Genomic DNA, 25,757 nt, shown 5'->3' on the forward strand with positions numbered 1-25,757 from the left:
TGCATGTAGTGCGCCGCGTGCGAGATGGCGATATCGGAGATGTCGTTGCCGAAGACCTTGTTGTTGTTGGAAAAGGTCATCATCCAGATGCCCGGGCCGATGCCGCAGGGGATCTTGGAGATCGTGTTGCCGCTGATCGTGCCATTGCTGGCGAGGGCGCCGTAGATGCCCCTGCCCGTCATCGTGTTGCCGATGATCTTGTTGCCCTCGGCCGCGTTGATGTCGGCAACGCCGGTTACCTTGCGCAGGTGGGGCACCACGCCCCCGAGCGCACTCGGGTTGTAGGCGCCGTGTCCGGGCACCTTGCGCCGGGTCGACCAGTCCAGCTTCTTGACCAGGTTGGTGAGCCAGCTGTATGCCGAGTTGGCCTTCTGCCCGCTGATGTAGATGCCGTTGTGGATCTTTAGGTTGTCGATCTGCCAGTAGTCGGCGCCGCCACCGATCGTGATCGTCCGATCGCCGGCGGGCTGGCTGTTGCTGCAGGTCTCCGGACGGGAGTTGTATGTCAGCGTCACGGTGCCGGGCGTCTGGGCGGTGATGCGGATGGGGGCGCTGGCGGTGCCGGACGTCTTGATCTTGACGTTGCCGTAGTAGCTGCCGGGCATGATCCGGATGGTGGTGCCGGGCGTGGCCTTGTTGACGGCCGCCTGGACGGTCCGCAGCGGTGACGTCGCCGCGCCGGAGTTGCTGTCGAGGCCGGTGGTGGCCACGAACAGGTCGCCGGCGGCATGGGCCGGGGTGGTCAGGACGAAGGGGGCCGCTGCGGTGGTCAGCGCGACCGCAGCGGTCAGGGCTCGAGTGGATCGGGACACAGGTCTACTCCGTGGGCGTCGTGGTGCACTGGGGGAGTGCGGGAGGCACGGCAGGCCTCGCGGGGGCGGGGGGACATGGACACGCTGATCTGAACCGTCATGGTCCACGTCGGCGGCTGCGTCGAGTACCCCGCGCCATCGACCGATCAGGGCGGAAGCACACTAGCCGGGCCCCGCTTGACGGCTCAAGGGCCCCGCAGCGATATACCAGTATGACGAGGGGAAACTAGTGGGATTCCGAAGCCGTCAATAGGCCTCGCACGCGGGGATTCACGCACGGGCACCTGTCCAATGTGAGGTGCATCACATTTGGGCAAAACGCGGCCCCGGATCCCCACGAGGGGTCCGGGGCTGCGCTAAGAGGTCGGAGTGTTATCGGGTGTTCAGCTTGAACACCGAGACGCGCTCGTTGCCCTCCTCGACGATGTACAGACGGTCGTTGTAGATGTCCATGTGGGCCGGCTGGAAGAGCTTGCCGTTGGTGTAGCCGCGCCGCGCGATCGTGGTGACGAACTGGCCGGTCTTGGTGAAGACCTTGACCCGGTGCACCGGCACGTCGGCGACGTAGACGCGCTCATTGTCCACGGCGATCCCGAAGGGGCTCGCGAGCTGGTTGTCGGCCGTCCCCTTGGTGATCTTCAGCTTGCCCAGGAAAGCACCGGTCGGGCTCCAGTGAGTGACCGCGGCCTTGGTCATATCGGTGACCCAGATGCTCTGGTCCTTGGGGTCGACGGCGATGCCGCGCGGATAGCCGAACTGCGCGGTCGTCCCGAAGGTTCGCACGAACCCGCCGCTGGAGTTGAGCACCTGGACCCGCGCATTGTTGGAGTCGGCGACATAGATCGAACCATTCGCCGCCACCGTCAGGCCCTGCGGGTTCTTGAACTGGCCGTTGGCGCGGCCGGTCGTGCCCGAGGCCCAGCGGTAGGTGCCGTCCTTGGTGTAGGACACGATCCGGCCGTTGTCGGTGTCGGTGATGATCCACTCGTTGTTGACGGGGTTGTCGGCGATCCCGCGGGCGTAGTTGAACTGGTAGGGCCCGCGTCCGCGCTTGCCCCACTGCTTGATGGGGTTGCCGGTCGCCGTGAAGGTCTCGATCCGCCAGTTGTAGGTATCGCTCACGCCCACCGTGCCGTCTTTGGCCACGGCCACCCCGCGGGGAGCGTTGAAGCCGCCCAGCGGCGGGGGCTGGGGCGTGTTGGGATAGGCCGCGAGGAATTTGCCGGTCGGGCTGAACTTCTGCACCCGGAAGTTCGGCATGTCGGCGACCCACAGGTTGCCGGCGTTGTCGACGGTCGCCTCGCGGCCACCGTCGGCGAACTGGCCGGGTCCGTAGCCTTGCGAGCCCCACTTGTTCAGCGGCTTCCCGTTGAGATCGAAGCGCTGGACCTTGTTGCCCTCGCCGTCCACCACATAGACCCAGCCCTGTGCCTTGTTGATCGCGATGCCTCGCATGTCGCCCTGGAACTGTCCGAGGCCGGAACCCTTGGTCCCGAACTTGCGCAGGAAGTTGCCGTTCTTGTCGAAGACCTGCACGCGCCAGTTGCCCGCGTCGACGACATACAGGTTGTCCTGGGCGTCCAGGGCCAGGCCGTGCGGGCTGCGGAACTTGCCATTCGTGGTGCCGAAACCGCCGATGACGCGCTGTTCGGCGCCGCTCGTCGTCGAGACCACGACGTTGTGATCCCACGTGTCGGCCGTATAGACCGTGCCGGTGCTGCTGACGACGACGCGGCTGGGATAGAGGAACTTGCCCGCGCCCGCGCCCTTGCCGCCCCAGCTGCGCAGGTAGCTGCCGCCGGCGGAGTAGACGTCGATCTGGTACCGGTCGGTGTCCGCCATGTAGATGTCGCCATTGCGGGGATCGACGCCCAGGCCGTACGGCGTGTAGTACTGGTTGCTGCCGTTGCCGCTGTTGTTGATGACGGTGCCCAGGCTGGCGCCGCTCGGGCTGTACTTCTGCACCCGGTAGTTCCAATAGTCACCGATGAGGATGTTGCCGTCCTTGCCGGTGGCCATGCCCCAGGCGTAGAGCCCCGCGTGGCCCTTCTTGCCGATCACGCGCTCGAAGGCCGGGCTGATGGTCGTGCGTGCACTGCCGTCGGTCGCGGACGCCGTAGCGCCGGTCGCAACCATCAATGCTGCCGTCCCGGCGGCGATCAACCCCACGGTGATCGGGCGCGTCGGCATGGTTCGCAATGTCATTGGGGGTTCCCCGTTCGCTCTCAGTCACACCCGGCGCACGGACGAAGGCAGATTGGCGCGGGGTCGACACATCGTAACCAACCAGGGGTGACGATCGCCACGGTTTGGACCAGGAAGGGGCTTCGGATCGGGGCCGCGACGTGCGAAGATGAGGCCGCATCCATCAGCTGCGGCGTCACAGCCCCGGCCAAGAATTCCGAGGGGGAGCTTCACTCGTGCGCAAACTCACTATGTCCATGTCTGCGCTCGCTGGGCTGAGCGCCGCAGCACTGATCGCCGGGACCGCGCCCGCAGGGGCCCAGGAGCCCGTCGGCGCACCCAAGGTTCTCGGGGGCCGGGGTCATGCCCTGGTCTATCCGTCGGGGATGGAGGTCGCCCCGGACGGCACTCTCGTCGTCGCCGACACCGGCAACGATTCCGTCGCCAAATTCACTGCGGCCGGCGTGCTGAAGTGGCGCGTCTCGGCGGGGGTCGGCGCCGGCGACGAGGCCGAGAACGCCCGCGACATCGCCGTCGACAACCAGGGCTTCATCTATGTCGCCGACGCAGCCGAGTTCCGGATCATCAAGCTGGACGGAGCCACCGGCAAGACGCTGATGACCTTCAACGGCCCCTCGGGTGACCGGCTCGGCAGCCCGATAGGCATCACCGCCACCAACAACAAGATCTACGTCTCCGACGGCGCGAAGAAGAAGGTCCGCGTCTTCGACACGAGCGGCAACCAGATCAACGCCTTCACCGCCAACGGCGCCTGCGACCTGTCGGCCGTCCGGGACGCCGACGCCGATGCCGCCGGCAATGTCTACGTCGCGAACTACAAGTTCAACAACATCGTCAAGTTCCGCGCGGACGGCACCTGTGACAAGACCTGGGGCACCCAGGGCACGGCCAACGGACAGTTCAAGAACCCCTACGGCGTGCGGCTGGCCAAGGACCCGAAGTGGGGCGAGGTCGTCTACGTCGCCGACTCCAACAACAACCGGGTCCAGGTCTTCAGCAAGACCGGGGTGTGGAAGGCCACCGTCGGCAGGACGGGCGCCTACAACGAGACCGGCACCTTCACGACGCTGCGCCGCGTGGCGGTCGCCAAGGATGGCGACATCTGGGGCGCCGACCTGTGGGGCTGGCGTCTGGTTCGCTTCAACCGCACTGCCACCGGCTACGCCTACGCCCAGACGATCGGTGGCCTGAAGCCGCCGACCACGTCCACCGCCGTCTTCAACGAGCCGCGCGCCGTCGCGGTCGGCAAGGACGGCAACCTCAACATCATGGACACCGTCAACCAGCGGATCGTCAAGATGACCAAGGCCGGTGCCATCGTCGACACCTGCGGTCAGCGGGACTACCGCCCCGTGTCCTTCAACTGGCCGCGCGGGGTGGCGATCGACCCGGTGACCGGCGACCGGTGGGTCGCCGACACCAAGCAGTCGCGACTGCAGATTTATCCCAACAAGTGCGGGGTCCAGACCTTCCGCCTCGGCAACGTCGGCACCGGCTTGAAGCAGTTCACCTGGCCGTTCGCCATCACCATTCGCCCCAGCGACCGCTTGGCGTTCGTCGCGGACAGCTGGAACAACCGCCTCTCGGTCTGGGATGCCGCCACGCGGGAGCCAGTGGAGACCTACGCCGGCACCTTCAAGTCGCCGCGCGCGATCTCCCTCGACGCCGCGACCGGCAACCTCGTCGTCGCCGACTCGGCCAACAACAAGATCGTCACCTTGAGCTACACCCGAGGCGGTGGCTTCACCGAACTGGCCACGCTCGCCCCGGCCGGCCTGTCGATGCCCGAGGGCGTCGCCCGCGACGCCAACGGCAACTACTGGATCGGCGACACCGGCAATGACCGGGTGCTGATCGTCAGCCCGAGCGGTGCTGTCCTGCAGACCATCACCGCGGCCGCGGGCAAGGCGCTCAGCGAGCCGACCTCGATCACCGTCGACGGCCGTACCGTCTACGTCTCCGACACCAACAACGACCGGGTGCTCGTCTACAGGATCTGAGCCGAGCACGCGGCACCCATCCATGAAGCGGGGCTGGGTTTGCCGACGGGGGCCGGGCTATAAGCCGGCCCCCGTCGACAAACCAGGCCCCGCTGCCGTCAGCCGCTCTGTCGCAGGTTGAAGATCGAGATCCGCTCGTTGCCCTCTTCGCAGATATAGAGGCGGCCGTGATGCATCGCGAGGGCGGATGGCTCAAGCAGCTTGCCGTTGACCTTGCCGCGGCCACCGATGACCGTGACGAGCCGGCCGGCCTTGGTGAACACCTTGACCTTGTGCGCCGGGGTATCGGCGACGTAGACCCGCTCCTTGTCGGCGGCCACGCCGAAGGGCCGCAGCAACTGGTCGTCGGCGGTACCAACGGTCGTCGGTAGCGCGCCGAGGAAGGTGCCGTCGGTCCGCCAGTGCGTGACCCGCCCCTTGGTCATGTCGGCCACCCAGAGCGTGCCGTCAGCCGGGTCGACGGCGATGCCGCGCGGATAGCCGAGTTGGCCGGGCCGGCCGAAAGCGCCCAGCACCTGGCCCTCAGGCCCAAGGGCCTGGATGCGGCTGGCGTTGGAGTCGGCGACGTAGATCGTGCCGTCCGGTGCCACCGTGAGGCCTTGGGGGTTGCGGAACTGTCCGACCGCTGTGCCGGCCGTCCCGGTGGACCAGCGGAAGACGCCCTTGTTGGTGTAGGCCTTGATCCGCCCGTTGTCGGTGTCGGTGACGACGATGTCCTCGTTCAGCGGGCTGTAGGCGACGCCGCGCGCGTAGTTGAACTCGTAATTGCCGCGGCCCCGCTCGCCCCACGCCTTGACGAAGGTGCCGGCGTTGGTGAACGTCTGGATGCGCCAGTTGTAGGTGTCCGATACGGCGACGGCCCCGTCGACCGGGTTGACGCCGACACCGCGGGGGGCGTTGAAGCCGCCCTCGGGCGGGGGAGCGGCCGGGCTCGGGTACTCCCCGAGGTATGTGCCGGCCGAGGTGAACTTCTGCACACGATAGTTCGGCATGTCGGCGACCCAGACATTGCTGTTGGCGTCCACGGTGATCTCGCGCCCGCCGTCGGCGAACTCGCCCGGCCCGTGGCCGTTGCGACCCCAACTGGTCAGGTATTTGCCCGCCAGGGTGAACTTGACGACGCGATTGCCCTCACCGTCGACGACATAGACCCAGCCCTTCTTCTTGTCGACCGCCACGCCGCGCAGGTCACCGCGGAACTGGCCGGGCCCGGTGCCCTGGCTGCCGAACTTGCGGAGGAACTTACCGTTCTTGTCGAAGACGTCGATGCGCTTGTTGCCCTGGTCGGCGACATACAGGTTGTCCTGGGCGTCCAGTGCCAGCCCGTGCGGGCTCTTCATCCGCCCGTCCGCGGTACCGACCCCACCGATGCGCTTGATCTCCTTGCCCGCCGTCGTCGACATCACCACCGTGTGGTTCCAGGTGTCGGCGACGAAGACGGTGCCGGCGCCGTTGACGACAACGCGCGAGGGGTAGAGGTACTGCCCGGGGCTCGTGCCCTGCCCGCCCCACGACCGCAGATAGGTGCCGGTCTCGCTGTAGACGTCGATCTGGTATTTGTCGGTGTCGGCGATGTAGACCTCGCCGGTGCGCGGGTCCTGCCCCAGACCGTATGGCGTGTAGAACTGGTTGGAGCCGTGGCCGTGGTTGGCCGTGAAGACCCCGAGCAGTGCGCCGGCCTTGCTGAACCGCAGCACGCGGTAGTTCCAGTAGTCGCCGACCAGGATCGATCCGTCCCGCAGCGTGGCCATGCCCCACGCATAGAGCCCGGCGTGCCCGGATTTGCCGATCGTGCGCTCGAAGACCGGCGAGATGGTGGTCGGCGGCGCCGGTTCGGCCGCCGCTGGTATGCCGCTCGCGGCCCCGGCGATCGCGGCCGCGGCGATCGCGGCGCGCGTCATGGTCATGACCTTCATTGCATTCCTTTTCCCCCGAAATGGTCGCCCGGACGGGCAGGTAAGGAAATGCTAAGCCGTGGTGGTCGGCCGCGGAAGTCCTGCGATAAACGGACGCGCCGGCCGGGCGGCTATTTGATGTTGAGGTTCCAGACCGAGACGCGCTCGGTGCCCTCCTCGGCGACGAACAGCCGCCCGTTGTACAGGGCGACGCCGTCGGGCTGGATGAACTTGCCTTTGCCGGTGCCACGGCTGCCGAATAGGGTCACGAAGGCGCCGTTCTTGGTGAAGATCTTCACCTTGTGGCTGGCGGTGTCGGCGATGTAGAGCCGCTCGGCGTCCGCGGCGATCCCGAACGGGGCGTTGAGCTGGGTGTCCGCGGTGCCGATCGGGACCGGGAGCGCACCGAGGAAGGTCCCGTCGGTCTTCCAGTGGGTGACGCGGCGCTTGGTCATGTCGCTGACCCAGAGGGTGCCGTCGACAGGGTCGACGGCGACATCGCGCGGGAAGCCGAGCTGATCGATGGAGCCGAAGGTGCGCTGCGCGGCGCCGTCCTTGGACACCACCTGGATGCGGCGGTTGTTGGAGTCGGCGACGTAGATCGTCCCGTCCTTGCCGATGCCGAGGCCCTGCGGGTTCTTGAACTGGCCCAATCCGGTGCCGGCCGAACCTGTGGACCACAGGAACGTGCCGTCCTTGGCGTAGGCCTTGACCCGGCCGTTGTCGGTGTCCACGATGACGATGTTCTGGTTGGCCGGGCTGTACTTGAGCAGCCGTGCGTAGTTGAACTCGTAGTTGCCGCGGCCGCGCTCACCCCAGGTGTCGACGAAGGCGCCGGCGTTGGTGAAGGTCTGGATGCGCCAGTTGTAGGTGTCGGAGACGGCGACCGCGCCGTCCGCCGGATTGACGTCCACGCCGCGGGGCGCGTTGAAACCGCCGGTGGGCGGCGGCTGGGGCGGGTTCGGATAAGCGGACAGGAAGCCGCCGTTGGGGCCGAACTTCTGCATCCGGTAGTTGGGCATATCGGCAACCCACAGGTTCCCCTTGGCGTCGACGGTTGCCTCGCGGCCGCCGTCCGCGAACTGCCCGTTGCCGTGACCCTCGGAACCCCACTTGTTGATGAAGGTGCCGTCGAGGGTGAACTTGCTGATCTTGTTGCCTTCGCCGTCGACGACGTAGACCCAGCCCTTGGTCTTGTTGACCGCGATGCCGCGCATGTCCCCGGCGAACTGGCCCGCGCCGGAGCCCTTGGTGCCGAATTTGCGGAGGAAGGTGCCGTTCTTGTCGAAGACGCTGACGCGCCAGTTGCCGGTGTCGACGACATACAGGTTGTCGTTGGCGTCGAGCGCCAGCCCGTGCGGTGACTTGATCTGCCCGTCCTTGACGCCGAAGCCGCCGAACTGCTTGATCTCGTTGCCGTTGCGGTCCGATATCACGATGTTGTGATCCCACGTGTCGGCCGTGTAGACCGTGCCCTCGGAGTTGACGACCACGCGGCTGGGGTAGAGGAATTTGCCCGGGCCGGTGCCCTTGGCGCCCCAGGAGCGAAGGTAGGTGCCGGTCTCGCTGTAGACGTCGATCTGGTACTTGTCGGTGTCGGCGAGGTAGACCTCGCCAGTGGTCGGGTCCTGACCCAGGCCGTATGGCGCGTAGTACTGCGTCGCGCCGTTGCCGTTGTTCTTGATGAACACCCCTGTGCCGACGGGAGTGCCGTCGGCGTTGAACCGGAGTACGCGGTAGTTCCAGTAGTCGCCGACGAGGATGGTGCCGTCACGCAGCGTGGCCATTCCCCACGCGTAGAGACCGGCGTGACCGGGCCCTCCGATGTAGCGCTCGAAGACGGGGGAGACGGTGCTCGCGGCGGCCGGTGCACTCAGCAGGCCGGGGCCGATCGCGAGAGTGGTGGCGGCGGCGATGGCAGTGGCGGCGAGGCGCTTGACGGGCATGAATTCCCCCGGGCTGGCTGTGAACGGTGTGATCAGGGTGTCTGGAGCAACCGATGGGTCGCGTGCGTTTGCGGACTTCCCCAGGGTATGGTAGCCCGCGCGGGCGCACTTCCCGTAATTGCTGGCCGGGGGCCAGTGTGTGCCAAAATCACGGCGCACGTTCCAACTGCGAAGGGTGGCATTGCACCATGACGAACTCGCGCGCGCGCCGGCGGCTGTTGGCCGCTGCTACGGCCGCTGTGCTCACAGGGGGTGTGATCGCCGCAACCGCCCCATCGGCCTCGGCTGTGGTACTTCCCACACCGACCGTGTTGGGCGGTCCGGGGCACGCCCTCATCTATGCCTCTGGCATGGAGGTCGCCCCCGACGGCAGCCTGATCGTCGCTGACACGGGCAACGACCGCATTCTGCGCATGAGCACCAGCGGGGCCATCCTCGGGCAGTACGGCTCCGACGCCGGCAGCGGAGACGACCCGGAGAACGCGCGGGACATCGCGGTCGACTCCTCGGGGTACGTCTACGTCGGCGACGCGGCCCTCTCCCGTGTGATCAAGCTCTCACCGGACCTGAAGACGAAGGTCGACGAGTGGTCCGGCCCCACCGGTGACAAGATCGGCTCACCCATCGGCCTGACCTACAGCAACGACAAGATCTATGTCGCTGACGCCGTCAAACGCAAGATCCGTGTCTTCGACACCACCGGCCGGCAGCTGCAGGCGATCACCGAGAACAACGGCTGCAGCCTGGCCGCCGTGCGCGACGCCGACGCCGACAAGGACGGCAACATCTACGTCGCCAACTACACCAACGACAACATCCTGAAGTTCAGTGCCAGCGGCAGCTGCGTCGACAGCTTCGGCAGCCCCGGCACCGGCAGCGGTCAGTTCAAGAACCCCTACGGGGTGCGCGTCGCCGACGACCCCTACTGGGGCGAGAGCGTCTACGTCGCCGACTCCAACAACAACCGCATCCAGATCTTCAAGACCGACGGCACCTACCGCACGCAATTGGGCCGCACCGGAACCTCCGACGAGCCCGGCACTTTCACGACCCTGCGCCGCGTCGCGGTGGCCAAGGACGGCGACGTGTGGGGTGCCGACCTGTGGGGCTGGCGCCTGGTCCGCTTCGACCGCAGCTCCAGCGCCTTCACCTACGCCCAGACCATCGGGGGCAACCCGCCGCCGGCGACCCCGGGCGCGGTCTTCAACGAGCCCCGCGCCGTGGCCGTCAGCTCGACGGGCAACCTCAACATCATCGACACCGTCAACCAGCGCATCGTCGAGATGGCCCCGGACGGCTCGATCATCGGCACGTGCGGCCAGCGCGACAGCCGTCCGATCTCCCTGAACTGGCCTCGTGGCGTGGCCCTGGACCCCGTGACCGGTGACCGGTGGGTCGCCGACACCAAGCAGTCGCGTCTGCAGATCTTCCCGGCCAAGTGCTCGGCGCAGAAGATCCGGGTCGGAACCAAGGGATCCGGCACCGGCGAGATGAACTGGCCCTACAGCGTCGCGATCCGCGCCGCTGACCGGCTGGCCTTCGTCGCGGACACCCAGAACAACCGCATCACCGTCTGGGATGTCGCCTCCCGCAAGCAGATCGCGTCCTACACCGGCGCCGCGATGAAGCAGCCGCGCTCGGTCACCGTGGTCGAGGGCACCAACAAGATCGTGGTTTCCGACTGGGGCAACAATCGCGTCCTCGAGCTCAACTACACCACCAGCAGCGGGTTCGCGCTCAGCCGCGCCATCGCTCCGGGCCTGAACGGTCCCGAGGGCGCCGGCGTGGACGTCAACGGCAATATGTGGATCGCCGACACCGGCAACAACCGCGTCCTGGTCATCGACAAGGCCGGCACTCGCACTGTCGTCACCTCGGCGGCCGGGCAGAGCCTGAAGGCCCCCGGGGCGATCAGCGTCGCCGGCGGCCAGGTCTTCGTCTCTGACACCGGCCGCGACCGGGTGCTGCGCTACACGCTCAAGAGCACGCCGCCCCCCGGCTCCGGCCCCACGGTGGAGAAGACCCTCTACAGCGGCGCCTTTGCGAGCATGTACCCCGTCGACATCGCGACGACGAACACGCACTACTACGTCGTCGACCCGGGCCGCTACCGCGTCGTCGGGGTGAACCGGTCGACCAAGGCGATCGACTACAGCGTGGGCGGCTCGCGCGGCTCCGGCACCGACGAGCTGGCCGCGGCCCGCGCCGTCGCCACCGACTCCTCCGGCAACGTCTACGTCGCCGACACGCCCAACAACCGGATCGTCAAGTATGACAAGACCTTGAAGTTCATCAAGCAGTGGGGCACCAAGGGCACGGCTGCCGGCCAGTTCACGGCGATCTACGGCGTGGCTGTCGGCCCGGGCCTGGACGCCGGCGGCAACACCACCGAGATCGTCTACACGATCGACGCCGACCGGGTGCAGACCTTCACTCGTGACGGTGCCGTCATCAACGGCAGGTTCGCCTCCGGCTTCAACCAGCCGCGCCAGATCGAGGTCAACCACCTCAACGGCGACGTCTACGTCGTCAACGCCCGTGACCACCAGGTCGTCGGCTTCACCAAGTCGGGCACCAAGAAGTGGGCCTTCGGCAGCGCCGGCACCGGCAACGGCCAGTTCACCGGCGACCCCCGCGGCGTCACCGTGAGCCGCGACGGCAAGGTCATCTTCGTCACCGACGACGGCAACCGCCGCGTCCAGGCGTGGGTCCTCGACAGCCTCGGCCGGCCGTCCTACAAGTACTCGATCGGTTCCCCGACGTCGAGCACCTTCACCGACCCCCGCGGCATCGAGGTCACGCCCGACGGCAAGCTCGTCGTGTGTGACGAGTGGGACTACTCCCTCAAGGAGTTCAACTACACCACCAGTGGGGCCACGCTCATCCGTGAGCTGTTCGGGTCGGCGGCGCCCAAGACCGGCGCCAACAGCCCCCGCGGCCTCGCCCTCGACTCCGACGGCCACCTATTCGCGAGCGACTGGTGGAACCAGCGGATCGTGCGCAGCAACCGCGACGGCGTGATCGACCTGGTCTGGGGCCAGCGCGGCACCCGCGACGACCCGGGCAGCCTCAACTTCCAGTGGGGCGTCGCTGTCCAGCCCGGCACCAACCGGGTGTTCGTCGCCAACCGCGAGAGCCACGAGATCACGGTCTTCGACCACAACGGCAAGTGGCTGACCAAGTGGGGACAGCGCGGTTCGGACACGGCCAGCACGGACATGACCTTCCCGCAGGGCCTCGCCTTCGACAGCGACGGCACCCTCCTGGTCAGCGACACCGGCAACGGGCGGATCAAGCGCTTCACCATTGACAGCAATGGCAATGGCACCTACAAGGCCGTCTACGGATCCCAGGGCACCGGCGTGGGCCAGATGCAGATGCCGACCGGCATCGACACCGCCGCCGACGGCACCATCTGGGTCGCGGACACCAAGAACAACCGCATCCAGAGCTACAAGAACGGCGTCTGGACGGCCTTCACCAAGCCGACCGGGTCCACCCGGCCCTTCGCCGTACCGTGGGGCGTGACCGTGCACCCGACCGACGGCTCGATCTGGGTCGCCGACACCGGCCGCGGGCGCCTGGTGAAGATGAGCACCTCCGGTGCCATGAGTCTCGAGGTCACCGGCACGTCCGCCGGCACCTCCGACTTCCTCGGGCCGTTCCAGGTGGTCTTCGACTCCTCGGGTGACCTGTTCATGTCCGACACCTGGAGCAACCGCGTCCTGCGACTCGGTTTCTGATTCCTCAGCCCCTAGCGGCACAATGAGGAGTTGACCCGCTATCGCCGGCCGGTCACCCACGAGCGTGGGGGACCGGCCGGCGTAGCCGTGTCCGCACCATCCGACCTTGAAAAGGACCTCTCGCGTATGTCAGCGCCACTGCCCGAAGACCGCTCCACCCTGGGGCGCGCCAAGGCCCGCCTGGGCCGGCACGTGCAATGGGCGAGGGAGGGGGGCATCGGTCGCCTAATCGAGGAGGACAACCTCGACCCCCGGACGCGCGCCAAGGCTGCCCTGGCCCGCCGCGCCTGGGTTAAGGCCAATCCCGTCGTGCCCGGCGGCGCCCGCGCCGTCTTCGTCGTCGGCGTGCAACGCTCCGGCACCAACATGCTCACCTCCGGACTGGACGCGATGCCCGAGGTCGAGGTCCACAACGAGAACGACAAAAAGGTCTTCGAGCGCTTCCAGCTCAAGTCCCACCAGGTCGTCCTCGACACTGTGGTCGCCAGCCGGCACCAGGTCGTGCTCTTCAAACCGATCTGCGACAGCCATGACACCGACAAGCTGCTCGACCTGTTCGGCGGCGCCGCGAACCCGGCCCGCGCCCTGTGGGCCTACCGCGCGGTCGATGACCGGGTGCGCTCGGCGGTGACCAAGTTCGGCGACGTCAACCAGCAGGTCATGGCCCGCATCGCCAAAGAGGGAATCCGTGACGGAGACATCCGGGGTCCCCGCGAAGTACCGGAGCGCAGCGAGGACAGTTCGTGGGGTGGGTGGCAGACGGGCGGTATGACGCCCGAGGTGCTCGAGGCGGTCCGCTCCTGCGACCCCGCGAGTCTGGACGCCAACTCCGGCGCCGCCCTGTTCTGGTGGGCGCGCAACTCCCTCTACTTCACCACCGGCCTGGACACCCGCGCCGACGTCATGCCGGTCTCCTACGACCAGGTGGTCGCCGACCCCCGAGGAACCCTGGAGCGGGTATGCCGCTTCGCCGGCCTGCCCTACCGGCCCGAGGTCAGCGCGCACGTCGACTCCCGCGCGGCCGCCCGCGGCCACAAGGCACCCCTCGACCTCGACCCGAGGGTGAGAACCCTGACCGACGAACTAGGCGCCCGCCTGGACGCCGCGGCTGCCGACTTCCAGGTGAGCTGACGGCATACTCATGAGCGCTCCCACCACCCCCGCCCTCGGCTCCGAAGCGGCGGAGAAGGCCCCGAAGGCCGTCGTCCGGCAAAGCGGCATCACCTCGATCGTCGCCATGCTCGGCGTGCTGAGTGGTCTGCTGCTGGACCTGTCGGCGGTCGGGGTCATGGGGGCGATCGGCGCCAGGTCGGACGCCTGGGTGGTTGCCCGGCGGCTGCCGCGGGCGGTGACCGCCATCGCCATGGTGGTCGCCAACCAGGTGCTCGTGCCCACCTTTGCGGCCTGGGCCACGCGGCTGCGTGCCTGGGAGCGCACGGGTGCAACCAGCGCGATCCTCGTGGCTACCGGAATCGCCACCGTCGTGCTCGCCGGCCTGATGTCGGCATTCGCCCGCCCGCTGATATCGGTGATCGCCCCGGACTTCACCTCCGGTGAGATCGACATGGCGGCGTCGATGACGCGGATCATCGCGTGGTACATCCCGTTCGTCCTGATGGCCGAGGTCTTGCGGTCCTGGCTCAATGCGCACCTCGTCGTCGGTTTTCCGGCCGCGATGACCCTGGTGCTCAACCTCTCCGCCGTCGCATTCATCATCGCTTTCGCCCAGCACCGGCCCCTGATGGTGCCGACCGCCTACGTCGCCGGCTCGCTCGTGCAGGTCGTCGCGATGGCCGTGATGGCTTTTTTCAAGGGGTGGCGTCCGGCGGCGCCGATGATGCGCCACCCGGAGGTTGCGGCCACCGCTCGTCTCTTGGTCCGTCCCAGCGGGGCTGCCGCACTCAACCCCGTGGTGCGCACGCTCGAAGCCGCGCTGGCGACCTTCCTGCCCACCGGCTCCAACACCCTGCTGCACTTCGGCAACCGGTTGGCGGCGGCCGTGGGGGGCACCATCGTCTTCCGCTCGATCATGGTAAGCGTGTTGCCGCGCATCTCGCGGGCCTTCGGGTGCGGCGATACCGGGCAGTTCCGGATGATGACGCGCCTCGGCATGCGGCTGATGTTCCTGCTTGCGGTGCCGATGACCATGCTGGGTGTCGTCCTGGCGCCGGCGTTGACCGAGGCGGTCTTCTCGATCGTTCCGAAGTTCAACGGGCCGGGCCAAGCCGGGAAACTGCATACGCTCGGCATCCTGCTCGCTCTCTACTCCCTGAGCTTCGTCGGCGCGGGCGTGCAACGGTCCTTGTTGGCGCCGTTCTACGCCATGCGTGACACCAGGACGCCGCTGCGCAACACCGTTTATGCCACGGTCGCCAATGTCGCCCTGCTGCTCCTTGGATTCGCCCTGCTCAAGGACCACCCCAACGCGATCTACATCTTCCCGATCGCCTACAGCCTCGCTCAGTGCGTCAACGTCGCCCACGCGTGGTGGCGGATGCGCACGGTGCCCGGCCTGGAGCGGATGCCGCTCCTGATCCCCCTTGCCGGTAGTCTGGTCGCCGGAGGAGTCGGCGCGCTCGTCGCCTGGCTGATCCTGCGGTTCGCCCCGGCGACACCGGAACTCCTCGCCCCGATGCTGGCCACGTTGGCCGGTCTGGGCGTGGCCTTCGGTCTCGGTGGCCTGGCGTTCCGCCGGGGCAGCCGCGGCACCGGCACCGGCGCCGCACAGTTTGCGGATCGCAGCATGCCGTCAGATCAGACCCCGTCAGATCAGATCCCGTCAGCCCAGATCCCGTCAGCTCAGACGCTCGTCGCCCGCGAGCAGGAGGAATTGCCCGTGACCACCACCGACGAGCAGGTCGTCGGCGCGCCGCAACCGCCGACGCGCCGCAGTGTCTTCGACGTCCAGCGCTACGGCACCCTCGGCACCGTCCTGACGGCGCTGCTCGGCATCGCCCTCACGGTCCTGACGGTCGTCGAGGTCTACAACGGCACCTCCCGCCTGACCGTCGCCCTGCCGGTCGCTCTCTTGGTCGGCATCGCGTTGCTCATGGTCGCGTTCTACGACCTGGAGACCTTCGTCCTCGTCGCGCTCACGATGCGTGCCTCCCTGGACGCGCTGCGCACGCCCGGGGCCGCACCGGACCCGCACATCCTCCTCGGTCTGCTCCTCCTGGGCCTGGGCACCGTGTGGCTGCTCTCCCGCCGCGCCCACCTCGGCCGCCGCTTCCCGATGTCCGCCCTCGGCGTCGCCTACCTGATCTTCCTCGCGGTGGCCTTCATCGGGGTCATCACCTCGGCCTCGGCCGGCACCGCCATCACGGAATGGTCACGCATCGCCAATATCGTCGTGGTCTTCCTCGTCGTCGAGCAGTTCGCCGCGCGCGGTTCGGCGCTCTTCCCGTTCGTCGCCGCGATCGCCCTGTCGATCCTGGTGCCCGCCGCGGTCGCCCTGGTGCAGCTCAGCTCCGGTGAGGGCCTGTTCGTCGCCGGCGGCTACTCCCGCATCACCGGCACCTTCGACCATTCCAACCCGCTCGCCTATTTCAGCTGCGTGGTCCTCGTTCTGATGGTGGCGGTCTTCCCCCGGGTCAAGGATCTGACCCGGGTCGCCGTCGGGTCGGTCGCCGTCATCGCCGTGATCCTGCTCGGCCTGACCTACACCCGCAGCGCCTGGCTCGTCGCCGCGCTCGCGGTCTTCCTGCTGTTGCTGCGCCGCAAGTCCTACGGCGCGCTGGCCGTCCTCGCCGCGCTCCTGATGCTCGGCATCTCGACGCCGCAGGTCCAGGGTCGCTTCGCCGACCTCGAGACCTCCGCTCAGCTGTCCGGCAAGCCGGCGAACTCCCTCGCCTGGCGGTGGGCCTACTGGGGTGAGGCGCTTGACGTCGCGAAGCCGAGCCCGATCGCGGGCGTCGGCCTGCGCGGCGTCGCGCAGACCACGGCCGAGGGCAAGCAGCCGCACAACGACATCGTCCGCGCCTATGTCGAACTCGGCATCCCCGGCCTGCTCAGTTATGTCTTCGTGCTCGCCCTGATGGTGTGGACCACCGCGCGGGCAGCCCGGGACGCGGCCCGGCGCCGGCTGGGCGGCGTCGAACGGGCCATCGCCGAGGCCGGTTACATCACAGCCATCTCCCTCGTGCTGCTCTCGCTCGTCGCCAACCTGATGTCCCAGGTCGTCGTCACCGTCTATGCGGTGACGGTCATCGCCTTGGCCTCCGGGACCTATCTGCGCCGCCGCCGGCTGGACGCCGAAGCCGACGCGGCCGCGGACCTGCGCGCCCGCTCGGCCCGCGTCGCTCGCACCTGAGGCCGGCGGAGCAGCGATGCGGATCCTGCAGGTCAACAAGTTCCTCTACCGCCGCGGTGGTGCCGAGGGCTATCTGCTCGACCTCGCCGAGCAGCAGCAGGCGGCCGGCCACGACGTCGAATACTTCGGCATGGCGCACCCCGACAACCTGCCGATGCGCTACGCCGAGCACTTCCCGAGCCACGTGGAGTTCGAGCCCGCGCCGTCCGACCCCCGTGGCCGCCTCGAACTGGTCGGCCGGATGTTGTGGTCCAAGCAGGCCTACCAGGGCATCAGCGCCGTCATCAAGGACTTCCGCCCTGATGTGGTGCACATGCACAACATCTACCACCAGCTCTCCCCGTCGATGGTGCGCGCCTGCGCCAAGGCGGGCGTGCCGGTCGTGATGACCCTGCACGACTACAAGCTGGCCTGCCCCACCTATCAGTTCCTCGATCAGGGGGAGGTCTGCACCGCCTGCGTCGGCGGCTCGTTGACCAATGCGGTGCGCCGCCGCTGCAAGGACGGCTCGCTCGCCGCCAGCGCCATCGCGATGGTCGAGGTGGGCGCTCACCGCGCGCTGAAGGCCTACGATCCCGTCGCCCGCTTCCTGTGCCCCAGCGCCTTCCTGCGCGATCAGATGGTCGCGGCCGGACTGCATACCGGCAAGATGCTGCACCTGGACAACTTCACCGACACCGACGTGCCGGTGCGCTCCCACCCCGGCGAGGGCGTGCTCTTCGCCGGCCGCCTGAGCCACGAGAAGGGCGTCGACACCCTCGTCGACGCGGCCGGGATCCTCGCCCGCGAGGTCGACGGGCCGGTGCTGGAGATCGTCGGCGACGGCCCCGACCGCGCCGCCCTGGAGGCGCAGGCGCAGCGGGTGGCCCCGGACGCCATCCGCTTCCACGGCCGCGTGACCGCCGATCAGGTGCGCGGCTTCCTGCGCGGCGCCCGCGTCAGCGCGGTGCCCTCGCGCTGGTATGAGAACCAGCCCCTGTCGGTGCTCGAGGCGTATGCCAGTGGGGTCCCGGTCGTCGCCAGCGCCATGGGCGGCCTGAACGACCTGGTCACCCCCGGCGTCGACGGCGCCCTGGTGCCCGCCGAGGACCCGCAGGTGCTCGCCGACGCGCTGCGGCCCTACCTGCAGGATCCGGACCTGTCGATGCGGCACGGCGCCGCGGCGCGGCAGCGCGCCGAGGAGCGGCACAACCCCGCCGGTCACGCGGCCCGGATCGAGCAGATCTATGCCGAGGCCATCTCCGGGCGAAAGGCGGCCTGAGGTGCGGATCGCGATGGTGGGCCTGCGAGGGCTGCCCGCCACGTTCGGTGGCATCGAGAAGCATGTCGAGGAGCTGGGCTCCCGGCTGGTGGCCGCCGGTCACGAGGTGACGGTCTATTGCCGGCCGTCGTATGCCGCGGACCCGGCGACGATCCGCCCCGAATACGGCTATGTGCCCCCGGTCGGGCGCACCCCGGGCCGTTATCGCGGGATGATCCTGCGCAATCTGCCCGCCCCCGACGGCAAGGGCCTGGAGGCCTTCGTGCACTCCGGGCTGGCCGCCGGCGCCAGCGTCGGCCGCGGCTACGACATCGTGCACTTCCACGCCCTCGGGCCGGGCCTGTTCACCCCGATACCGAAATACCTGACGCGCGCCGGCGTCGTGCAGACCATCCACGGCCTCGACGACGAGCGCAGCAAGTGGGGCAAGGCCGCCAAGCTGCTGCTCGGCACCGGCCGCCGCTTCTCCGCCCGCGTCCCCGACGAGGTCGTCGTCGTCTCGAAGGACCTGCAGCGCACCTATCGCGAGGTCCACGGCCGCGAAAGCACCTATATCCCCAACGGCGGTCCGCAGGTGCGCCATATCCCCCCGGGCGCCACACTCGCCAAGCACGGTCTCGAGGCCGGGCGCTATGCGATGTTCCTCGGCCGCCTGGTGCCGGAAAAGGACCCGGGCCTGGTGATCGAGGCCTTCCGCGCCGTCGAGACCGACGTGCGCCTGGCCATCGTCGGCGACTCCGCCAACACCGACGACTTCACCGCCGGCCTGAAAGCCGCGGCCGCCCGCGACCCGCGCGTGGTGATGACCGGATATGTCTACGGCGACGCCCTCGCCGAGATCATGACCTCGGCCGCGCTCTTCCTGCAACCCTCCAAACTCGAAGGCCTGCCGATCACCCTGCTGGAGGCGGCGGCATACGAGATGGCGTGTGTTGTCAGCGATATCCCGCCGCAGCTGGAGGTCGTCGGCGAGTCGGGTCCGGGGCACCGGGTCTTCCCGGTCACCGACGCCGCGGCCTTCGCCGACGCGATCCAGGCCGAACTCGCCGACCGGCAGGCCTCCACGGCCGGCGCCCGCGAGTGGTCGCGCGAGGTCGCCGCGCACTACGACTGGGACCAGGCCACCGCGCAGCTGATCGAGGTCTACCGGCGCGCGGCCCGCCGCCGGTCATGACCGACCCCTGGCTGGTCGTCGGACTCGGCAATCCCGGAGCTCGGTATGCCGCGAACCGCCACAACGTCGGCGCGCACGTCATCGCGGAATTGGCTGGGCGGCAACGGCTTTCGCTGTCCGCTCACAAGGGTGGAGCGAGCGCGGTGCGCACGCACTTGCCCGGACCGGGCGGCATACCGGGGGTTCTGATCGTGCCGAGCAGCTATATGAACGTCTCCGGCCCGCCGGTGCGCGAGCTCGCGAGTTTCTACAAGATCCCGCCGGAGCGGATCGTCGTCATCCACGACGAACTCGACATCGACTTCGGGCTGGTGCGGCTGAAGAAGGGCGGCGGCGAGGGCGGCCACAACGGGCTGCGCTCGATCACGGCGAGTCTGGGGACGAAGGACTATCACCGGGTGCGGGTCGGCATCGGCCGGCCGCCGGGACGGATGGACCCGGCCGATTATGTGTTGCGCGACTTCACCTCCCAGGAGAAGCCGGAGATCGCGGTGACGGTCGCCGAGGCCGGTGACGCCGTCGAGCTGTTGTTGACCGAGGGGCTGCTCGCGGCGCAGCAGCGGTTCCACTCACCGATGGACGGGCGCTGATCAATGCTTACCGGAGTCCTCGACACCCTGCGTGGAGATGCGAGCGTGCAGGGTGCGCTGACGGCGCTCGGTGAGCCGGCCGCCCCCGACTCGACGGGCATCGAGATTTCCCTGCCGCACGGCGTGCGGGCGCCACTGCTCGCGCTCGCGAGCGCCGGACGGGGGACCCTGCTGGCCGTCACGGCCACGGCGCGTGAGGCGGAGGACCTCGCGGCGGCGCTCGCGGCATACCTGCCGGAGGACTCGATCGCGACCTTCCCCAGTTGGGAAACCCTTCCCCACGAACGCCTTTCGCCGCGCAGCGATACCGTCGGCCGGCGCCTGGCGGTGCTGCGCCGGCTCGCCCACCCCGACCCCGGCGACCCGGCACTCGGCGAGATCGCCGTCCTGACCTGCTCGGTGCGTGCCCTGCTGCAGCCCATCGTCAAGGGTCTCGGTGAGCTGGCCCCGGTCCGCCTCCACGCCGGCGAGGAACGCCCCCTGGAGCGGGTCGCGGAGGACCTGGTGGCGGCGGCATACAGCCGGACCGACCTGGTCGAGCGGCGCGGGGAGTTCGCCGTCCGCGGGGGCATCCTCGACGTCTTCCCGCCCACCGAGGAGCACCCGCTGCGCGTGGAGTTCTGGGGCGACACCGTCGAGGAGATCCGCTGGTTCAAGGTCGCCGACCAGCGCAGCCTGGAGGTCGCCGAGCACGGCCTGTGGGCCCCGCCCTGCCGCGAACTGTTGCTCACCGACGCCGTGCGCGAGCGCGCGGCGGGCCTCGCCGAGCAATTGCCGGGCGTCGCCGACATGCTGGGCAAGGTCGCCGAAGGCATCGCCGTCGAGGGCATGGAGTCGCTCGCACCCGCCCTCGTCGACGGTATGCAGTCCCTCCTGGACGTCCTCGGCCCGCGGGCCGCCGTGGCGCTCGTCGACCCCGAACGCATCCGGGCCCGCGCCCACGACCTCGTCGCGACCAGCGAGGAGTTCCTCCAGGCCTCGTGGAGCAACGCCGCCGCCGGCAACGCCGTGCCGATCGACCTCCTCGGCGTCCTCGGCGAGGCCTCCTACTGGACGCTGCCCCAAGCACGCGAACACGCTGCGGCAGAACGCATTCCGTGGTGGATGCTCGGCGGCTTCGAGGTCGACGCGGAGCTGGCGGAGTTCGGTGGCGCCGACGAGCCGGCCGCCCGCATCGACGCGGTGGACGTGCCGGCCTATCGGGGCCGCACCGAGGACGCCGTGCGCGATGTCGCCGGTCTGATCGACGCCGGCTGGCTGGTCCAGATCGTCACCGAGGGCCCGGGTCTCGCGGGCCGGATCGGGGAGGTGCTGGGGGAGCGCGGCATACCGTCGCGCCGGGCGGAAGAGCTCTCGGCGGGTGTCGTGGCGATCTCGACCGGATCGCTCGGCCCCGGTTTCCGGCTCGAGCCGGCCAAACTCGCCGTCCTCACCGAGACCGACCTGATGGGCACCGCGACGGTCTCCGGCTCGACCAAGGACATGCGCCGCATGCCGTCGCGCCGACGCAACCAGGTCGACCCACTGCAACTCAAGCCCGGCGACTTCGTCGTCCACGAGCAGCACGGCGTCGGCCGGTTCGTCGAGATGATGCAGCGCACCGTCGCCGGCGCCACCCGCGAATACCTCGTCATCGAATATGCCGCCTCCAAGCGCGGCCAGCCCGCCGACCGGCTCTTCGTGCCCACCGACCAGCTCGACCAGGTCACCCGGTATGTCGGCGGCGAGGCCCCGACGATCAACCGGCTCGGCGGCAGCGACTGGCAGCAGACCAAGGCGCGGGCGCGCAAGTACGTCCGGCAGATCGCCGCCGAGCTGATCCGCCTCTACAGCGCCCGGATGGCGACGACCGGGCACGCGTTCGCGCCGGACACGCCGTGGCAGCGCGAGCTCGAGGACGCCTTCGCGTATGTCGAGACGCCCGATCAGCTCTCGACCATCGACGAGGTCAAGGCCGACATGGAGCGGCCGGTGCCGATGGACCGGCTCATCTGCGGCGACGTCGGCTACGGCAAGACCGAGATCGCGGTGCGCGCCGCCTTCAAGGCGATCCAGGACGGCAAGCAGGTGGCCGTGCTCGTGCCGACGACACTGCTCGTCAGCCAGCACCTGAACACCTTCAGCGAGCGGTATGCCGGCTTCCCCGTCGTCGTCAAGGCGCTCTCGCGTTTCCAGAGCGACAAGGAGGCCCAGGAGATCATCGCCGGCCTGAAGGACGGGTCGGTCGACCTGGTCATCGGGACCCACCGCCTGCTTGGGTCGGAAGTGAAGTTCAAGGACCTCGGGCTCGTCGTGGTCGACGAGGAGCAGCGGTTCGGCGTCGAGCACAAGGAGCAGCTCAAGGCGCTGCGCACCGCGGTGGACGTGCTGTCGATGTCCGCCACCCCGATCCCGCGCACGCTCGAGATGGCCGTCACCGGAATCCGCGAAATGTCCACTCTCGCAACGCCTCCCGAGGAGCGGCACCCGATCCTCACCTTCGTCGGGCCGTATGACGAGAAGCAGATCACCGCGGCCATCCGGCGTGAACTGTTGCGCGACGGCCAGGTCTTCTACGTCCACAACAAGGTCTCGACCATCGAGCGGGCGGCGTCGCGGCTGCGGGAGCTGGTGCCCGAGGCACGGATCGCCACCGCGCACGGCAAGATGGGCGAGCACAAGCTCGAGCAGGTCGTCCAGGACTTCTGGGAGCGCCGCTCGGATGTGCTGGTCTGCACCACCATCGTCGAGACCGGGTTGGACATCTCCAACGCCAACACCCTCATCCTCGAACGCGCCGACCAGCTCGGCCTCTCGCAGTTGCACCAGCTGCGCGGCCGCGTCGGGCGCGGCCGGGAGCGGGCCTACGCCTACTTCCTCTATCCGCCGGAGAAGCCGCTCACCGAGACCGCCATCGAGCGCCTGCAGACCATCGCGGCCAACACCGACCTCGGCGCCGGCATGCAGGTGGCGATGAAGGATCTGGAGATTCGCGGCGCCGGCAACCTCCTCGGGGGCGAGCAGTCCGGCCACATCTCCGGCGTCGGTTTCGACCTCTATGTCCGTCTCGTCGGCGAGGCGGTCGCGAACTTCCGCGGCGAGGAGGAGGAAACCGTCACCGAGCTTTCGGTGGAGTTGCCGGTTGACGCCCACCTGCCGCATACCTATATCCCCGGCGAGCGGCTGCGGCTGGAGGCCTACAAGAAGCTCGCCCAGGTCGTCTCCGAGGAGGAGCTGGCCGAGGTCGAGGCCGAGCTGATCGACCGCTATGGCCCGCTGCCGGAGCCCGTCTCCAACCTCGTGGCTGTCGCCCGGCTGCGGGTGCTGGCGCGCCGCGCCGGCGTCAGCGAGATCGCCGTGCAGGGCAATCACGTGCGCTTCGCGCCGGTCGATCTGCGCGAGAGCCAGGAATTGCGCCTGACACGGCTCTACCCGAAGTCGCTCTACAAGGCCGGAGTCCGTACGATGCTGGTGCCGAAGCCGATGACGGCGCGCGTGGGTGGCAAGCCCCTGCGCGACCTCGCGGTGCTGGCCTGGGCGAGCGATCTGATTCGCGCGGTCTTGCTCGACGAGATCGCCGTTTCGGGTCAGGTCGCCGCGGCCGGCGCGGCGCAGCAGGCGCGCGGGACCACCCGCACAACCGAGAGAAGGAATCGATGAGGACGAGCAAGCGAGCGGCAGCCCTGGGCCTGGCACTGGCGGGGGCCTTGACGCTCGGCGGCTGCGGTGGCGCGACGACGAGCGATATCGCCGCCAAGGTCAACGGCACGGTCATCACCGAGGACGCCGCGCGCACCGTGGCTCAGCAGATTCGTGAGCAGTTCGGGGCCGATGCCGGCGACTTCCAGACTCCGTCCGCCGTGACCTTCCTGATCCTGTCCAAGTTCGTGCTTCCCGCCGCTGAGAAGGCGGGGGTGCATGTGAGCGAACAGTCCATCCGCTCGGAGCTGACCAAGGTCGCCGACCCCGCTCCCGAGACCATCGAGATGCTTCGGACCAATGCGGCGGCCCAGCAATTGCAGCAGCAGGCGCCCGAGGTGCTGAGCGCCGTCCTCGCCGACGTGGAGAAGGCGGACATCACCGTCAACCCGCGCTTCGGCAAGCTGGACGTGGCCTCCGGTGCGTTGTCTCCGGCGGTGCCGAACTGGATCGAGAGCGCCGCGCCCTGAGCGGGGGTGCCGTGAGCCAGGACCAACCGCCCGGCCTGACGCTGCTGCTCACCAGCCCGCGCGTGGCCCCCGGCCTGCTCACCCGCGACGCCTGGCGGACTCTCGAGCACGCGAGCACGGTCCTGGCACGCGAGCCGGGCGAACCGGTCGCCGATGCGGTCTCGGTGTCCGGCGTACAGGTGTCGTATGACGCCAGCCCGCCCCCGCAGCTGGCGCGCCGTCTCGTCGCCGAGGCCGCGTCGGGGTCTGTCGTGTGGCTCCTCAGCGCCGATGGCGACGAGAGCCTGACCGACGCCATCGCGAGCGAGGTGACGCGCCTCGAGACGCCGCCCGCCGTGGAGATCCTCGCGGGCTCCTGGGATATCCCCGGCTCCCGGCTGCTCGACGTGGTCGCCGTCATGGACCGGCTGCGCAGCCCCGGCGGCTGCCCGTGGGACGCGAAGCAGACCCACGAATCCCTTGCGCCCTATCTTCTCGAGGAGGCCCAGGAGGCCGTCGAGGCGATCGAGTCCGGCGACCGGGTCCACCTGGCCGAAGAACTCGGAGACGTGCTCCTGCAGGTCGCCTTCCACGCCCGCGTCGGACAGGAGGACCCCGAAGCCCCGTTCGACATCGACGACGTCGCCGCCGGCCTGGTCGCCAAGCTCGTGCGCCGCCACCCGCATGTCTTCGCCGACGCCGACGCCGCGACCCCCGAAGCCGTCGAGGCCCAATGGGCCGAGATCAAGGCCGCCGAGAAGGCCGAGAAGGCGGCGCGCGCCGCCCAGGCCGACTGATGGCCGCGGCAGCGCGGACGCCCGAGCGTGTCGTCATCTTCGGCGGCGCCAATATCGACATCGCCGCCAGGGCCGCGGGTCCGCTCGACCCGCACAGCTCCACGCCCGGCCGGGTGCACGCCGGCGACGGCGGTGTCGCGCGCAATATCGCCGAGAACCTCGCCCGCCTCGGTTCACCGGTCGCCCTCGTCACGGCATTCGGGGCGGACGCGGACGGGCTGGGCCTCCACGAACGCTGCGTCGGCGCCGGGATCGACGTGCGCTACGCCGTCTTCTCCCAACACCCCTCGAGTCGCTATGTCGCGTTGCTCGACGAGGACGGTGAACTGGTCCAGGGCATCAACGACATGCGCGCCATCGAGACCCTCACCCCCACCGACATCGCCGCGGCCTTGGCCGCGATCGGCGCCGGTGACCTGATCGTCGTCGACGCGAATCTGCCGGTGCCGGTCCTCACGGTCATCGCCGCGGCCGCCGCGCTCGCCGGCGCCCCGGTCGTCGCGGAGCCGGTCAGCGTGGCGAAGGCGGGCCGGGTGCTCACCGGAGTGCTGCCGCGGCCGTGGCTGGTCACGCCCAATGCCGACGAGGTGCGCATCCTCGCTGCCCGGGGGGACGCTGCCGGGCTCGACCCGGTCGCCGACGCCGCCTGCCTGCTGGCTCTGGGTATGCAGCACGTGTGGGTCCGACTCGGCCCCGCCGGGTCGGTGCTGGTCGGCGGGGATGCGGCGGAGCCGGTCGTCACGGACTTGCCCGCCCGGGATGTCGAGGTCGTCGATGTCACCGGCGGCGGCGACGCGCTCCTCGCCGGCTTCCTGCACGCCCTTCTCGGCGGCGCCGACCTCGCCGCCGCGGCGGCATACGGCCATGACGTCGCGGCGCTGGCGGGGGGGGGGGGGGG

General features: G+C 69.0%; 15 protein-coding genes. 11 read left to right on the forward strand and 4 right to left on the reverse strand.

The genetic code is table 11. The annotated features are described in order from the left end of the window. Together BN11_RS07695 and BN11_RS07700 are read right to left on the reverse strand one after the other, a co-directional pair. On the reverse strand, window positions 1-812 hold an 812-nt coding region (locus BN11_RS07695; protein ID WP_048696339.1), incomplete at its 3' end, for a NosD domain-containing protein. Window positions 813-1,184: 372 nt separating this feature from the next. Continuing rightward, entirely contained in the window at window positions 1,185-3,002 is a 1,818-nt protein-coding gene (locus BN11_RS07700; RefSeq protein ID WP_048696341.1) for a 6-bladed beta-propeller, read from the reverse strand. A 251-nt stretch (window positions 3,003-3,253) separates the two neighbouring features. Here BN11_RS07700 and BN11_RS07705 point away from each other — a divergent pair, with 251 nt between their 5' ends. Continuing rightward, entirely contained in the window at window positions 3,254-5,017 is a 1,764-nt protein-coding gene (locus tag BN11_RS07705) for an SMP-30/gluconolactonase/LRE family protein (RefSeq protein ID WP_162213182.1), read from the forward strand. Window positions 5,018-5,115: 98 nt separating this feature from the next. Here BN11_RS07705 and BN11_RS07710 read toward each other — a convergent pair whose 3' ends face one another. Then, window positions 5,116-6,924, reverse strand: a complete 1,809-nt coding sequence (locus BN11_RS07710) for a 6-bladed beta-propeller (RefSeq protein ID WP_162213183.1) — start codon at window positions 6,922-6,924, stop codon at window positions 5,116-5,118. A 119-nt stretch (window positions 6,925-7,043) separates the two neighbouring features. Next, a complete protein-coding gene (locus BN11_RS07715) occupies window positions 7,044-8,858 on the reverse strand; it encodes a 6-bladed beta-propeller (RefSeq protein ID WP_048696347.1) in 1,815 nt (604 codons plus the stop codon). 350 nt (window positions 8,859-9,208) lie between these two features. Between BN11_RS07715 and BN11_RS07720 the strand changes: the two genes are divergently transcribed. The 10 genes from BN11_RS07720 to BN11_RS07765 form a co-directional block, all read left to right on the forward strand. Then, on the forward strand, window positions 9,209-12,601 hold the full coding sequence (locus BN11_RS07720) for an NHL repeat-containing protein (RefSeq protein WP_162213184.1): 3,393 nt from the start codon (window positions 9,209-9,211) through the stop codon (window positions 12,599-12,601). Window positions 12,602-12,727: 126 nt separating this feature from the next. After that, on the forward strand, window positions 12,728-13,732 hold the full coding sequence (locus BN11_RS07725; RefSeq protein ID WP_048696352.1) for a sulfotransferase family protein: 1,005 nt from the start codon (window positions 12,728-12,730) through the stop codon (window positions 13,730-13,732). Between the two features lie 10 nt (window positions 13,733-13,742). Further along, window positions 13,743-16,910, forward strand: a complete 3,168-nt coding sequence (locus BN11_RS07730) for a lipid II flippase MurJ (protein WP_048696354.1) — start codon at window positions 13,743-13,745, stop codon at window positions 16,908-16,910. Between the two features lie 16 nt (window positions 16,911-16,926). Then, window positions 16,927-18,171, forward strand: a complete 1,245-nt coding sequence (locus tag BN11_RS07735; RefSeq protein WP_048696356.1) for a glycosyltransferase — start codon at window positions 16,927-16,929, stop codon at window positions 18,169-18,171. Between the two features lies 1 nt (window position 18,172). Continuing rightward, complete coding sequence (locus tag BN11_RS07740; RefSeq protein WP_048696358.1) at window positions 18,173-19,345, forward strand: glycosyltransferase family 4 protein; 1,173 nt, start codon at window positions 18,173-18,175, stop codon at window positions 19,343-19,345. Beyond that, the gene (gene pth / locus BN11_RS07745; RefSeq protein WP_048696361.1) at window positions 19,342-19,935 is read left to right on the forward strand and encodes an aminoacyl-tRNA hydrolase; all 594 of its coding nucleotides are present in this window, start codon (window positions 19,342-19,344) and stop codon (window positions 19,933-19,935) included. Before BN11_RS07740 ends, pth begins: the two co-directional genes overlap by 4 nt. 3 nt (window positions 19,936-19,938) lie before the next feature. Continuing rightward, window positions 19,939-23,574, forward strand: coding sequence for a transcription-repair coupling factor (gene mfd, locus BN11_RS07750; protein WP_083433605.1), 3,636 nt, complete (start codon window positions 19,939-19,941; stop codon window positions 23,572-23,574). Further along, a complete protein-coding gene (locus BN11_RS07755) occupies window positions 23,571-24,083 on the forward strand; it encodes a SurA N-terminal domain-containing protein (RefSeq protein ID WP_048696363.1) in 513 nt (170 codons plus the stop codon). Before mfd ends, BN11_RS07755 begins: the two co-directional genes overlap by 4 nt. 11 nt (window positions 24,084-24,094) lie before the next feature. Next, window positions 24,095-24,859, forward strand: coding sequence for a MazG family protein (locus BN11_RS07760; protein WP_048696365.1), 765 nt, complete (start codon window positions 24,095-24,097; stop codon window positions 24,857-24,859). Beyond that, window positions 24,859-25,757 (forward strand): carbohydrate kinase family protein (locus BN11_RS07765; RefSeq protein WP_048696366.1); only part of this gene is annotated, 899 nt, incomplete at its 3' end. The genes BN11_RS07760 and BN11_RS07765, both read left to right, overlap by 1 nt.

The sequence above is a fragment of the Nostocoides australiense Ben110 genome (assembly GCF_001050535.1).
Lineage (GTDB): Bacteria > Actinomycetota > Actinomycetes > Actinomycetales > Dermatophilaceae > Nostocoides_A > Nostocoides_A australiense.